10 protein-coding genes and 1 pseudogene are annotated in these 13,749 nt (G+C 69.2%); 4 read left to right on the top strand and 7 right to left on the bottom strand.

What is annotated here, in order from left to right; genetic code table 11:
- From VIB55_RS02945 to VIB55_RS02925, 5 genes and pseudogenes are all read right to left on the bottom strand, one after another.
- Positions 1–276 (bottom strand): annotated as a pseudogene (locus VIB55_RS02945) (S8 family peptidase); the annotation flags it as partial.
- A 497-nt stretch (positions 277–773) separates the two neighbouring features.
- Positions 774–1,994, bottom strand: a complete 1,221-nt coding sequence (locus tag VIB55_RS02940) for a hypothetical protein (protein WP_331875169.1) — start codon at positions 1,992–1,994, stop codon at positions 774–776.
- A 114-nt stretch (positions 1,995–2,108) separates the two neighbouring features.
- On the bottom strand, positions 2,109–4,325 hold the full coding sequence (locus VIB55_RS02935; RefSeq protein ID WP_331875168.1) for a hypothetical protein: 2,217 nt from the start codon (positions 4,323–4,325) through the stop codon (positions 2,109–2,111).
- Between the two features lie 122 nt (positions 4,326–4,447).
- Entirely contained in the window at positions 4,448–5,833 is a 1,386-nt protein-coding gene (locus VIB55_RS02930) for a hypothetical protein (RefSeq protein WP_331875167.1), read from the bottom strand.
- Between the two features lie 10 nt (positions 5,834–5,843).
- A complete protein-coding gene (locus VIB55_RS02925; protein WP_331875166.1) occupies positions 5,844–6,167 on the bottom strand; it encodes a hypothetical protein in 324 nt (107 codons plus the stop codon).
- 625 nt (positions 6,168–6,792) lie between these two features.
- On the opposite strand from VIB55_RS02925, the gene VIB55_RS02920 reads away from it, so the two are divergent.
- The 4 genes from VIB55_RS02920 (at position 6,793) to pdxH (ending at position 11,136) form a co-directional block, all read left to right on the top strand.
- Positions 6,793–9,063, top strand: a complete 2,271-nt coding sequence (locus VIB55_RS02920; protein WP_331875165.1) for an NADP-dependent malic enzyme — start codon at positions 6,793–6,795, stop codon at positions 9,061–9,063.
- Positions 9,053–9,604, top strand: coding sequence for a DUF402 domain-containing protein (locus VIB55_RS02915; protein ID WP_331875164.1), 552 nt, complete (start codon positions 9,053–9,055; stop codon positions 9,602–9,604). The genes VIB55_RS02920 and VIB55_RS02915 overlap by 11 nt, the downstream gene beginning before the upstream one ends.
- Before the next feature lie 272 nt (positions 9,605–9,876).
- The gene (locus VIB55_RS02910; RefSeq protein ID WP_331875163.1) at positions 9,877–10,518 is read left to right on the top strand and encodes a DUF2911 domain-containing protein; all 642 of its coding nucleotides are present in this window, start codon (positions 9,877–9,879) and stop codon (positions 10,516–10,518) included.
- Positions 10,519–10,524: 6 nt separating this feature from the next.
- A complete protein-coding gene (gene pdxH / locus VIB55_RS02905) occupies positions 10,525–11,136 on the top strand; it encodes a pyridoxamine 5'-phosphate oxidase (protein WP_331875162.1) in 612 nt (203 codons plus the stop codon).
- An 85-nt stretch (positions 11,137–11,221) separates the two neighbouring features.
- Here the strand turns inward: pdxH and VIB55_RS02900 are convergent, their stop codons facing one another.
- Both VIB55_RS02900 and VIB55_RS02895 read right to left on the bottom strand, forming a co-directional pair.
- On the bottom strand, positions 11,222–12,757 hold the full coding sequence (locus VIB55_RS02900; protein ID WP_331875161.1) for a lipocalin-like domain-containing protein: 1,536 nt from the start codon (positions 12,755–12,757) through the stop codon (positions 11,222–11,224).
- A gap of 307 nt (positions 12,758–13,064) precedes the next feature.
- Positions 13,065–13,749 (bottom strand): aminotransferase class V-fold PLP-dependent enzyme (locus VIB55_RS02895; protein WP_331875160.1); only part of this gene is annotated, 685 nt, incomplete at its 5' end.

Raw genomic sequence — 13,749 nt, 5'->3', positions numbered from 1 at the left:
GTCCACGCGCGGATTGCGGCGCAGCGCGTTCAGCTGCCCCGCGTTCAGCGTTCCGGCGAAGCCGTTGATGGCGGCGGTGTAGACGAAGCGGGGACTCACCCCGGCCGACGCGGCCACGGCGCGCGGGTCGGCCCCGTCGCTCACCACCACGATGTATCCATCCGCCGCGGAGGCCGAGGAGAGGGCGCCGGCATCCGCGGCGGCGGAGGGGGCGGACGGCTGGTCGGCGCAGGCGGCCAGCAGCAGGGCGGGGAGCAGGAGGGTGACGCGGTTCATGGGGTTTCCTCCGGAAAGGCCGGACGGTCCGGCGGGGAGCCCGCCGGGGTGAACGGCGGGCTGGAGAGCGGGGGCACGCGCCTCCCCCTCATCAACCATAAGGCGCAATTCCGGACGATTCGCTGCCATGCGCGGGGTCCCCTTCGAAATCATCCAGGCCCGACGAACCGAGCCCCGGCACCTGCGGGCGCCGCGGGTCGTCCAACCCGGGTCGGAGAACATCAGTGGCGAAGTGGGGGCTCCCGGGCGGCCCCCCGGGCCGGGACCGGCGTGGAGAGAACACGAGGCGCCATCCAGCAAGCCACGCTTCAGACCAGCCGCGGGCAAATCCGTAAATCGGTTGCGAAACGATTTGCGCGTTTCCCCCGGGCTCGGGGCAGGCGCATTCCGCACTGCGGGTTCGGAAAGACCATGCTTACCGGTTGCATGATGGAACGGCCCAGCACGGGTTCCATACGCCGCGACCGCCGCATTCGAGCGATCCTGCAAATGCCGATTCATCCACCCGTTGCACCGGGCTCGATGAGTTCAACTTCCAGGGGTTCGATGATCAGCTCGCTCCAGATACGGGAGGTGTGCTCCAGGATTTCGCCGGGCGACGAACGCTGGAACAAGTGAACGCATCGGTAGCCCCGACAGGGGCCCACCTCCCACGAAAAGCTGCGGTGCTCCAGGTCGGGATTCGGATAGCCCGGGTGGGGATTTCGTACTCCCCCCATCGGGGCCTCGGTCGCGAAACCATAGCCCTGTCGCGGGTCATGCGGCATGCTGATGGCGCTCCACCCGGGTGCGCCTTCCCGGACGGTCACATGGGGCGGCTGTCCCATCTCCATGTAACTGAAGTACCGCGCCGTGAAATTCAGATGCACGGGGGCGGGCACTTCCCGAGCCTCACCCTCCATCCACACTTCCTCCACAACGTAGTTTACTCCCCCGAACAGCGTCAGGCGCCGATATAACCGGCATTCCAGCGCGCGAGGTGAGCCCGCGAACGGGTCCGTGTACGCGTAATCCAGGGCGGGAGAGGCAATCGTAATGCTGGCGGCCACGGGGCTGTAGGTGTAGTCCACCAGGGTGTAGCGGGACGTAAACAATACGTATTCCACGACCGGAGAGTCTTCCCACGCGGGGCGGGAGACCATGATCCGGTCGATCTGCATGCAGCGCTTTTCGTGGTCGTGCTGAAACGGGTCTATGCGGAAGTCGTCCAGGACCTCCAATTCCTTGAACTGAACGCTCGATGCCGCGCCTGCGAACCAGGATTTTCCGTAGTGGTCGCCAAGGTCAAACCATACGTTCAGCAACTCGTTCACCATCCGAACGCGAACCACCGATTCCATCGCGCCTGGAGCGACCGTTTCCCGGGGCTCTGCCGTGCCCTCGGGCTCCCCCTCACGCTCAAACTTCAGCAGGGGAGCTTCCTCTTCGCCCCCGCCCCGCGAGGGACCGAGTCCCAGTCGATACGGTGTCTTCTGGTCCTGGGCCGGAAGAAGCGGCTCGTCTATCCGAACGGCGAGCACCTGGTCCGCAGACGCGAGCGGAATCAGCCCGGAGGGGACTGGCGAGCCATCGGGCGTCACCACGCCCAGGTCGCCGGGCGCAAGCTCGGGATCTGCGGAGACGATGCGTTCCCACGGGATGAAGACGTACTCACACGCGTGCCGCTCCTTCTGCGGCCGGGGGTAGTCGGACGGGTTTCGTATTTCGATCTGGACCATAAAGCAGCGGCCTCCTCGCCCGGCGTGCAGCGGGCTCTTGATGGAATGGTGTGAGTTATCATGCCTTGAACGTTGAACCCAGCCCGCTACGGTGCGAAGTACCGCCGCAGGCCATCATGCTGCGGGGCTGGGGTCCGGCGCCAGGTCCGCAACCCCGCGTGGTGCGGCGACGTACAGCCCTCTGGCTTGTTCGGTCGGCCGGTCGGCGTAGAGGTAGATCACGCGCGGCGCGGCGGCTTCCGGCAAACGTCGCCGGAACAGCTTGAGCAGCGCCGCATCTGCATCTCGTTCCTCCAGCGGCATCTCGAACGCGAGCACGCCGAGCGGTGGACCAAGCGGCGGAAACGTGGCATCGCTTCGGGGGAGCCGCTGAAGGACGGATCTCGCCTCCTGCAGTGTGAGCACTAGCGCCGGGATCGAAGGCTCCGGGGCCCACGCGCGGGACAACGGGTGGTCCTTGCGCCGAACCACCACGACGCATTGATCGGCTGGGGAGACGGCGATCCCCGGAACATCCGTCACCTCCGTCCGGGACGGGAGCATCCCCATCTTCACCAACCAGGTTACCAAGTCGCCCCAGGCCTGTGTCCGGAATCCCAGTGCGGACAGCGCCGCTACCCCCAGCCATGCGTCCCCGGCGGAACCTACCAACGAGGCGTACGCGAGCGTGCTCCAGTCGCGCAACGTCATCTCTGCCAAGTTCAGCTTGACCGTCGCTCCCGCGTCCCCGCGGACGATCAACAGCAACTCCTCCACCCGAGGCTCCGTGCGTGCGCCCGTGGCCAGGTAGTCGCGGATCCGCGACCGCCGCGAGCCATCGGCCTCGGTATGGATCGCCGGCATGTCTACGCGGACCTGGCGTATCGCGGTGAGCTGGTCGTTCAGGGCACGGCTCCAGGGACCCACGCTCTGGTCGTCTTCCAGGCTGGGGAGACGGGGGTCTGGGCCCTGCACCAGCCCTACTCGGCGCAATCCGTCGCGAACGCCACGCAGCGTGACCGCCAGCTCCGCCAGAGGCTGGCCGGCGAAGCGATGGGCTTCGGAGAGCACGCGCAGACCACGCGACAGCCGTTCCTCTGGTGTTCCCCGCCCCGCCTGCCCCACCGCAGCCCCGGCCAGCAATGCCATCGCCAGCACGTCGGCCCGCTCGCGCAACACCTGAGCGAACTGGCGCACCTCGGTGCCCAGCGACCGGCGCTCCGTCGGTGTCGGCGAGCCGTCCAGCAGCGCGTTGACCGCCGATTCCACTTCGCTCCACGCCGGAGAGGGGGCGAGCACGTGAAATTCCGCTGCCAGCGTCGCGAGATCCACGCGCGCAGACACCGGGTACGCAGGCTCCGGCGGCACCAGTTCGGCCATAGCCCTGCGAAAGCGCCGGATGAAGAGCGCCTCCACCTCGGGATCGCCCTCGGGATCCGGCAGCTCCACACCCGCGGTTACCGGCAGGGTGCGCCCGCTTCGGTCGTAGCGCCAGTGGTACAGGTCAGGCGTGAGGGAGTAGAGTGGCGGATCCACCTGGCCGTCGAGGCCCATCGTCCCGCGCAGTAATTCCGCCGTCGCTGCGTCGTCGTCGGCGTCCAGGTATCCCCGCCATTCGGCATTGAAGCGCATACGCAACTCGCGGCGGTCGGAGAGCAGGTGCGCGACGGCACGCGCCTGCTCGAACAGGAAGTCGATGTCCACCGGGGCCAGCACCGCTGCCGGATGCGCCGACGCCGACATGGAATCGTACATCCGTCGTTGCATCTCCTGAGTGAAGGCTGCGCGGCCGCCTGCGCTCATGTCCACGCACCGATTACCGGCCCAGTGTCGCGAAACGTAGTAGACGGCATCGTGCACCAAGCGCCGGAACTCGGGCTCGGCAGCCAGCTTCTCCTGCACCGCCGGCCGGCCGAGCACCAATTCCACCGCCACCTGCACCATCACATCCAGGCGGTACACCATCCGCGTACGCACCTCGCCGCGGCGCAGGGCCAGGTAGCCGTCTGGTCCACGAAACCCATCGAGCGCGCGGCGCAGATCCACGGCGTGCATGCGGGCGCGGTGCAGCAGCACGAACGGCAGAATGCGCGCGTCGTCCTGATCATCCCCAAGGGTGCCGCCGCCCCCCTCCTCCGCCGGGGTCTGCCCGCCGGCCGGAACCACTTCCAGCAGATCCGTCGTCGCGCGCGGAGGAAGAGCGGCGGCTCGCTGGTGCGGCTGCCTCGTAGCCGCCGCCTTCAGGCGGTCGCTCCAGCGCACGACTACCTCGGCGACGGCCGCCCACAGCGTCGAGATCGCGTGCGCCCCGCGGCGGCGCGGCTCCGCGAGCGGAACGCCCGCCACAGTCACGGGTGCGGCAGGCGGCTCGGCCGCGGAAGTGCGCGGATCGGGAGCGGGGGCGGGGGCGACGGTCGGACCCGCCGTTGTGCCGGGTGCGCGGCTCCGCCCGGAGCCCTTGCGGGGGCGCTGGGTCACGGAGAACCCTCCACGGCCTTCAGGCGGACCGCCAGGTACCGGTGCAGGTCGTCGTGCGCGTAGACGATAAAGAGCTGGTGGCTGAAGTAAGTGGATGCGGGAGGATACGCGCCGTCGCTCGTGATCCGGCGGAGCTCCTCGAAGTATTCCCGGTCGGTGACGAAGCAGAAGAAGGCCGTCTCGGCGAAAATCTTCTTGAGCCCTCTGAGCAACTCCACCATACGCTCGGGTAGGTTCTCGACTTTGTCCAGTTCGTCGACGACAAAAACCGGCGCAAGGCCAGCGTTGACTAGCCGGCGCACCAGAAGCGGAACGAAGCGGTCTAGCGTGCGCACGGACAGGTCGGGCATGAAGCTGAGTTCACGCGTGACGGAGCGGCCACTGGAGCGTGCGGCGGAGTATTTGAAGACAGCCGCCGCGCCCAGCGACGACATGATCCCGGCAACGAGCGCGGCAACGCCTGGCCCGTCGGCCGCCGCTACGCCCACACCGACGAGCGCACCGGCGATCAGGGAGGCCACGGGGGCCAGCAGCGGGCCGGACGCGTTGCCCGCGAGCGAGGCCTCGGCCCGGCGGGCGGCGTCTTCGCTTCGCTTCTGCGCCTCGGTGTAGGTACCCGAAACGCGACAGTACGCCTCGCAAACGCCGGCCAGCGCCAGCAGCTCGCGCAGACCCTGGTTGGGGCGGATGGTCAGGATGGGGGCACCAGCCTGGAACAGAGCGCCTGTTTCCAGCAGGCCTGCGCGGGACCAGAACTCGCGGAGACGCGCGGGCATTGGGCATTCGAACAGTTCCATCTCAAGCTGCGCCGATAGTTCCAGCCGCTCGCGGCGAAGCGCACTCTTCGGAGGAGTTGACTCCAACACGCGCTGGCGATGGGCCGAACACATTTCCTCGACCACCGCGCGATGGAGCGCCAGCACGATCTGCTTCAGGGCGAACTGCGCCGGCTTGAGGTCATCGTCGGGATCCCGCCCGGGTGCCGTCGCCTGGACCGAGTCGGTCGCACCAGTCGGCGCTGAGGGATCACGGGGGTGCCGCGCCTGATCGGACGCCGGCAGGTCCGGCGCCGTCGGCGTGGGCTCCGAGGGCGCATGGAACAGGGCGGGGCCGTTCACGGGGACCAGAAGCGGCCGCACGTCCTGCCGCCGCTCACGGTTTTTCCAGACGTGCTGGAATGCGTTCAGGACCAGCGTTGTCTTGCCCGCCCCCCGATGGCCGGAGATGAGGAACGAGCGGCCCGCCAACTCGCCCCGGCAGTAGCGGTCCAATTCCGCAGTAAGCACGCGCCAGGCATCGGATTGGATTACCGCGGTGTCCCCAGCCAGGCGCCACGAAGCGGCGCTCAGCGGCTCCGGGAAATCGACGAGGCGGATGGGCATTGCTGGGCGCCTACGGAAGTGATCGCGCGGCGGTCGGCGCGGGGGCGCTCGCGCTGCGCGGCTGTTTCGCCTGGCTCGCGGCGAGCGGACGCAGCAGAGTGGCAGAGAGCATGACTAACATGAGCAGGAGAGCGAGCCCGGCGAACAGGTAGACCAATGGCGCGGAGAAACGCCATCCGCCCAGCCCGCCCCCGAAGCCACCCCAGTGGCTCTCGATCGCGAACACGCCGCCACGTTTGACGCCCTGTACCGCCAAGGTCAGCAACCCCAATCCCCCTACCATCAGTACGCTGGCCAGCACGAGCCCAAAGCCTTGCCCGACGGGATCGAGCACCGCCTTCGGAGGCCCGAGGGTGTCCGAAACGGGCGTACTCACCCGAGCGGAGTCTGCTTTCGTCGTGACCGTAGGTCGGGTAGCCGCCGGGGTGGAACTGGACGCCAGAGGCGCCACGGCGGGTGCTGACCCGGGCACGGCGGAATCTGGATTCTGACCGGGAAGTGGGAGCGTGGTGAAGAGCGTCGCCAGGAGCAGCAGGTGCGCGGAGCGGCGCATGGCCGAGGTCTCCAGCAAGGGTGGGAAGCTCCGGGGCGCCGAAGGGGCGAGGCGACGCCACTTCCAGGTTCTGCAGCAACTCTAGTCGTCTTTGGCGCGGAATACAAGAGAATGTTCGTCGATGCGCGAGCAGCTCTGCATTCCGCGCCATCGCGTATTTCCCGCGGAGGCCGCAGACGGGAGCGCCAACGAAGGGATCGCCCTGGCGAGCCGTTGGAGCGCACAGAAAGGGAACGGGCCGCGCCGCCCGTCCCTGGCCAGCGTCGCCCCTTCGTCGTTGGTCGGTTCGGATGCCGGCCGTAGGGTCGCGCGTCTTTCTCCGGCCATTTGGCTTCCTTGACACTCCCCGCCGCCCGTCCCAGTCTACCCCCTCGCACCCGGACCCACCCGAAAGAAGCAGAAGCCGATGTCGTTTCGCAGGCAGGACGCGCTCGACTACCACAGCGAGGGCCGCCCCGGCAAGATCGCCGTGGTGCCCACCAAGCCGGCCAGCACCCAGCGCGACCTGTCGCTGGCGTACTCGCCCGGCGTGGCCGAACCGTGCCGCGACATCGCGCAGAACCCCGAGGACGTCTTCAAGTACACAGCGCGCGGCAACCTGGTCGCGGTCGTCACCAACGGCACCGCCGTCCTGGGGCTGGGCGACATCGGTCCGCTGGCGGCCAAGCCGGTGATGGAGGGGAAGGGCGTGCTCTTCAAGCGCTTCGCCGACATCGACGTGTTCGACATCGAGGTGGCAAGCAAGAACGCCGACGAGGTCATCCGCTTCTGCGAGATGCTGGAGCCCACCGTCGGCGGCATCAACCTGGAAGACATCGGCGCGCCGGACTGCTTCTACATCGAAGAAGAGCTCAAGCGGCGCCTGCAGATTCCCGTCTTTCACGACGACCAGCACGGAACGGCGGTCATCAGCGGCGCGGCCCTGCTGAACGCGCTGGAGATCAGCGGCAAGAAGATCGAGGAGCTGAAGTGCGTCTTCAGCGGCGCGGGCGCGGCGGCCATCGCCACCGCCGAGCTGTACATCTCGCTGGGAATGCGGCGCGAGAACATCGCGATGACGGACAGCAAGGGCGTCATCCGCGCCGATCGCGGCAACCTCGACAAGTACAAGGCCCGCTTCGCCACCACGCGCGACATCCACACGCTGCAGGACGCCCTGCGCGGCGCCGACATGTTCGTGGGGCTTTCCGTCGCCGGGGCGGTGACGCGCGAGATGGTGGCGGGGATGGCCGACGCGCCCATTGTCTTTGCCCTGGCCAACCCCGATCCCGAGATCCTCCCGGAAGACGTGCTGGCGGTGCGGCCGGACGCCATGGTGGCCACGGGGCGCACGGACTACCCCAACCAGATCAACAACGTCCTGGGCTTTCCCTTCATCTTCCGGGGCGCGCTGGACGTGCGGGCGCGCGCCATCAACGACGAGATGAAGATGGCCGCCACCCGCGCCCTGGCCGAGCTGGCTCGCCGCGACGTGCCCGAGGCGGTGGAAAAGGCGTACGGCGGCGAGCGCTTCCGCTTCGGGGCGGATTACCTGATCCCCAAGCCCTTCGATCCGCGCATCATGCTGTGGGTGGCGCCCGCCGTGGCGCAGGCCGCGATGGAAACGGGCGTGGCCCGGCTGACCATCGACCTGGAGCAGTACCGCGCGGAATTGATCGCGCGCCTGGGCCGCGGCCGCGAGGTGATGCGCGACATCATGCGCCGCGCGCGCCGCGACCCGCGCCGCGTCGTCTATCCGGAAGGCGAGAACGAGCGGATCATCCGCGCCTGCGCCCTGGTGCTGGCGGAGCAGGTGGCCCGCCCCGTCCTGCTGGGCCGGGCCGACACCATCCGCCAGCGCGCGATCGAGCTGGGCGTGGACATCGAGGGGGCGGAGATCGTGGACTTCCGCCACGACGAGGCGCTTCGCGAGCGCTACGCCCAGCAGCTGTACCAGCGCCGGCAGCGCAAGGGCGTCACGCTGGCGCAGGCCCGCGAGCGGATGCACGAGCCGGTGTTCTTCGGCTGCATGATGGTGATGGAGGGCGACGCCGACGCGCTGCTGGCGGGTGAGGACATGTACTACCCGGAAACCATCCGCCCCGCGCTGGAAACGATCGGCACGGCGCCGGGGGTGCGGCGGGTGGCCGGCCTGTACATGATGGTGATGCAGCAGGACGTGGTGTTCTTTGCCGACACCACCGTCAACCCCGATCCCGACGCGCAGACCCTGGCCGACATCGCGCTGCTCTCGGCCGATTTCGTCCGCCGGGTGGGGATCGAGCCGCGGGTGGCGATGCTCTCGTACTCCAACTTCGGCTCCGCCCGCGGCCCCGCGTCCGACAAGGTTCGCGTGGCGACGGAGCTGGTGAAGCAGCGCCAGCCCGAGCTGGAGATCGACGGCGAGATGCAGGCCGACACGGCCACGATGGACGAGTTCCGCCTGGCGAACTACCCGTTCACCTCGCTCCGCGGCCGGCCGAACGTGCTGATCTTTCCCAACCTGGACGCGGCCAACATCGCCTACAAGCTGATGTGGCGCATGGGCAACGCCGAGGCGTTCGGGCCCATCCTGCTGGGAATGGCGCACCCCATCCACGTGCTGCAGCGGGGGAGCGAGGCGGCGGACGTGCTGAACCTGACGGCCCTTGCCGTGGTGGATGCGCAGGAGCACGCCGGCCGGCACGATGCCGCCTGAGCCGGCGTACGCCCCGGGCGACACCGTCCGCATTCACTACACGCGCCCGCCGGACCGGGTGCAGCTCTTCGAACCGGCCGTCGTGCACGACGCCGGCCTGTTCGTCGTCACCTACCTCCCCGCGGCGCAGCTGAAGAAGCCGGTTACGGTGGAGGGGCGGGTGGTGCTGGAGCCGGGCGCGCCGGTCGTCTGGTTCACCTACCGCGGCGACGTGTGGCACGACGTCGGCCGCTTTTATCGGGTGGACGGCACGTTCACCGGCGTCTATGCCAACGTGCTGACGCCGGTGAAGATGGAGGGCACCCGCTGGGACACGACGGACCTGTACCTGGACGTGTGGCGCGGGGCGGATGGCGAGATCCAGCTCCTGGACCGCGACGAGTTCGACGAGGCCGTCGGCGCGGGGATGCTGACGCCCGCCGTGGCCGAGCGCGCATTCACCGAGGGCGAGCGCCTGGTGCAGGGGGCGCGGCAGGGCGCCTGGCCCCCGTCGCACGTCGACGAGTGGACGCTGGAGCGGGTTCGCGCCGAGCTGCGCTGACACCCGTCCGCGAGGGAGATCCAGACGATGGTGCGCGGCCGGAATTGCACCGCGGATTTCGTTGCGCACCTCAGCCTGCGGATCCGTCGGTCGCTGCGAGCGATGGTGTACGGGCAGGTGCGCCGTGGCCGCTCCGTCAGCATGAGATCGCGCGTTCCGAACGGGTCGGTGTGCGCGTGGTCGCGCCGGCGGGACCGCGGCTTGCCGGGCGGGGCGGCGCGCCGGTACAATCCACTGACCGAAACGAACCGCTCACACGAGAGGCTGTCGGCATGATCCGCATCGTCACATCCACCCCCGCCGCGCTGGCCCTGGTGCTCGCCGCGTCGCTGGCCGCCTGCGCCGGGCAGCAGCAGCCGCCAGCGCCCGAACAGACGGAGCCGGCGCAGACCGCTCAACCCGCACCCGCCGCGACCCCGGCGGCGAGGCCCGCGACGGCGCAGCAGCCCGCCAGCCCCCGCGACACGGCCGAGATCGTCTTCGCCGAGCGGCGCATCATGGTGGATTACGGCCGGCCGTTCGCGCGCGGACGCACCATCATGGGCGGGCTGGTGCCGTACGGGCAGGTGTGGCGCACGGGCGCCAACCAGGCCACCCACCTGATGACGCAGCACGACCTGCGCATCGGGAACGTGTCGGTTCCGGCGGGCACCTACACGCTCTACACGCTTCCCGGCGAGAGCGCCTGGCAGCTGATCGTCAGCCGCCAGACGGGGCAGTGGGGCACAGTCTATCAGCAGGCGCAGGACCTGGCGCGCATTCCCATGCAGGTGGGCCGCACGGCCGCGCCCGTCGAGCAGTTCACCATCTCGCTGAACGCGGAGCCCGGCGCCAACCGCGTGAACCTGGTGATGGAGTGGGAGAACACGCGGGCCTGGGTGCCCATCGAGATCGTCAACGGCGGCGCACGGTAGCGGCGGATGGATTCGGAACGCAGGACGGCGGAGCGCGCCGAGCCCTTTCGCCGCTTCGCGGAGTGGATGGAGCGCGCGTTGGCGGCCCAGGTGCCGGAGCCCACCGCCATGGCGCTCGCCACGGCCGATGCCCAGGGACACCCCTCCGTGCGGATGGTGCTGCTGAAGGGGTTCGACGAGGCCGGGTTCGTGTTCTACACCAACCTGGAAAGCCGCAAGGGCCGCGAGCTGGCGGAAAACGCCCAGGCGGCGCTCTGCTTCTTCTGGCAGCCGCTGGAGCTGCAGGTGCGCATCGAGGGGCGCGTGGAGCCCGTCTCCCCCGCCGAGGCCGACGAGTACTACGCGTCTCGCGCGCGCGGCAGCCGCATCGGCGCGTGGGCGTCGCTGCAAAGCCAGCCGCTGACCTCATACCAGGAGTTGATGGCGAGCGTGCAGGAGTACGAGGCGCGGTTCACGGGCGACGACATCCCGCGGCCGCCGCACTGGTCCGGGTTCCGGGTGATCCCCTCGCGCATCGAGTTCTGGCAGGGGCGCCCCAACCGCCTTCACGAGCGCGAGCGCTTCGACCTGGACCCGGCGGACCCGAACCTGTGGCACGTGCAGAACCTGTATCCATAGCGCCTGTGCGGATCTCCGCGGTCCCGAACACCCTCTTCCACGACCCCGCGGAAGAGGGTGCTTTCTTTGGGCCGCCCGCCCGGGATCACACGGACGCCAGATGCGCCAGCGCGCGCGCCTGGTACTGCGCGACCGGCTCGAAGCCGACCGTTTCGCCGAATCCCGTACCAGATTCGAAGCCGCCGCCGCCCGCCCCGCCCACCGACAGGTCGACGAGGTCCACGGGCAGTTCGCTGGCGACCCCCCCGTCTGCATCGTTGAAGGTGCAGCCCTCGCTCCAGTTCCGTGTTTGCGCGATCAGCCCCACCTTTTCCGGCGCGTCACCCACGGTGCCCAGCAGGTAGCTCCATGAGGTCGGGATCGACACCGTGCCCGCTCCCTGCGCCGGCGGGCCGCCGCCGGCATTCACGTCGAAGGTCTTGAAATTCTCGAGCGCCATCACTCCAACCAGGTACGACGGGATCCATTTCTTTCCCGTCGCGTCGAGGGTGAGGTAATAGCCGTAGCCCACCGGCGGCGTGAGGTTCAGTTCGCCTTGCTGGAACGAGGCGAGCGTGAAGGCGTCGCCGTTCTTCAGGTTGAAGTACTGCCACGACCACCCGTTGACCGGCTTCGGGTCGTCGACGAACGGCACCGGGGTCGCCGCGTCGCCGGAATTCTCCAGGCTCGTGGCCATCAGCTGGTGATCCATCCAGGCCGTTCCGCCGTTCACCGTGTAGGTTTGGCCCCCGACCCGGATGGTCCCCGCGACGTCGAGCTGCGGCCAGCTGTAGTAGATTCCCGGCGTCGGCAGCGGCGTGGCGCCAGGCACCGGCACGCCCCCCTGCAGGAAGAACGCGTCGGCGGGCGCCATGCGGGAGTTGGCCAGCGTCAGGTCGAGCGTCGTCTCGCCGTCGTCCATGAGCACCTGGAGCGGCAGCACGTCGACCGAGCCGCTGATGAAGTCCGAGCCGCACTGGAAGAGCAGCGGCTCGTCCGACACGCTGAACGCCGCGGACCCGCCAGCCGCGGTCCACTGCACGTTGGGCAGCCGCCGCACGTACGACTTCTGCCGGGTGGTGTCGACCGTCACCGTGCCGAGCGACGACGCGATCTGCGCGTCCGTGTCGTCCCACCCGGCCAGCGCCTGGACCGTTACCCCGACCGCCCGCCGCCGCTGGATCGAGTAGAGAACGGCAATGCGGCCGCTGTCGGTGGGATCGGCGGCGTTCACCACGTCCAGATGTGCGCCGATCCAGTACCACTCCGCGCCCATCGAGAGATGAAGCCGGTGGTCCGCAGGAAACACCGGCGTGGTCGGGGGCGGGTTCTCGCAGTCCACGGAGGTCGCCCGGCCGAGCAGCTTCGTCACCACGGACGCGATGTAGGCGGCCGTATCGGGGGACGCGGAGGCGAGCTTGCCGGCGGCGGCGACGAGCTGGTCGAAGTCGGGGATCTGGACGAGCGCAGGGGGCATCTGGCTCGGCGCCGTCCAGATTTCGCCCACGCGACGGCGCACTTGCTGGAGGTAGGCGGTCAGGGCGGCCGCTGGAGACGACGCCGTCGCCTTTCGAGTGGTCGTGCCGGTGTTCCCGTCGGCGGCGGCGGCCTGCGGCAGATCGGGGGGCGCAAGCGTGCTCATGGCGATTCCTGTGGCGGGAGTGGGAGCGTGAGGCTGGCTACGCGGCGCGGGAATGGCGGCCGTGTGATGGGCAAGGCGGGCAGGCCAATCGGCGGGACTCCGGCTGCACGCCGGGCGCCGACGGTGAGTGACGAACCCGTCCGGGGGCAAGAAGCAAACCGGGTGAGGCTTGGTGTGGGTCGCTGCAGCACAACGGGTTACGAGTTCAGCCCGCCGCCGGCCGGAGCAAAGTGGGACGTGCGTTCCCCCTCGAATGGGACAACCCCGCCCCGCAATCCAACGCCAGGCACCAGCGGAGGCAGATCCTTCAGCCTGCCGCGGGCCTGCGCAGGATCGCGGACATCACCTCGACGAACTGGTCGATCTCGTCCAGCGTGGTGTAGACGCTGGGCGTTACGCGGATGCCCTCCACGCCGCCCCACTTCGTCGGGCTGGTGATGATGCGGTGCTTGGTCCACAGCTCGTCGTACAATTTCCCCGCCTCCATCCCCTCCACCTGCATCATCGCGACGGCGTACGCCTGGCCCGGGCGCAGGCTGGTGTGCAGCCGCACGCGCGGATGCCGGCGCAGCGCGTTCGCCCAGCGGTCGCGCAGGTACACGAGCCGCGCCGCCTTGTTGGCGATGCCGATGGCGTGGGTGAACGTCATCGCCTCGGCGATGGCGAGCGCGTTGGCGGCCGGGTGCGTGCCGATGTCCTCGAACTTCCGGATGTCTGCCCGGCGCGCCTCGTCCGAGGCCTGCAGGGGCCACAGCTCCGGGATCCTGTCGCGGCGCACGTACAGCATTCCCGTGCCGTGCGGGGCGAAGAGCCACTTGTGCAGGCTGGCCGCGTAGTAGTCGCACTCCAGGTCGTGCTGGGTGAACGGAAAGTGCGCGAAGCCGTGCGCGCCGTCGACGATCACGGGAATGCCGCGGTCGCGCGCCATCCGCACCACGTCGCGCACGGGCAGCACCTGGCCCGTCACCCAGCTCACGTGGCTCACCAGCATC

It is taken from the genome of Longimicrobium sp., from assembly GCF_036554565.1.
Taxonomy (GTDB): Bacteria; Gemmatimonadota; Gemmatimonadetes; order Longimicrobiales; family Longimicrobiaceae; genus Longimicrobium.
This window is presented reverse-complemented; position numbering and strand designations above follow the sequence as displayed.

Bases quoted from the DNA above. Each gene is read 5' to 3' on its own strand.
- VIB55_RS02920 (WP_331875165.1), top strand. From the start codon at position 6,793: ATGTCGTTTCGCAGGCAGGACGCGCTCGACTACCACAGCGAGGGCCGC.
- VIB55_RS02910 (WP_331875163.1), top strand. From the start codon at position 9,877: ATGATCCGCATCGTCACATCCACCCCCGCCGCGCTGGCCCTGGTGCTC.
- VIB55_RS02900 (WP_331875161.1), bottom strand. From the start codon at position 12,757: ATGAGCACGCTTGCGCCCCCCGATCTGCCGCAGGCCGCCGCCGCCGAC.
- VIB55_RS02915 (WP_331875164.1), top strand. From the start codon at position 9,053: ATGCCGCCTGAGCCGGCGTACGCCCCGGGCGACACCGTCCGCATTCAC.
- pdxH (WP_331875162.1), top strand. From the start codon at position 10,525: ATGGATTCGGAACGCAGGACGGCGGAGCGCGCCGAGCCCTTTCGCCGC.
- VIB55_RS02930 (WP_331875167.1), bottom strand. From the start codon at position 5,833: ATGCCCATCCGCCTCGTCGATTTCCCGGAGCCGCTGAGCGCCGCTTCG.
- VIB55_RS02940 (WP_331875169.1), bottom strand. From the start codon at position 1,994: ATGGTCCAGATCGAAATACGAAACCCGTCCGACTACCCCCGGCCGCAG.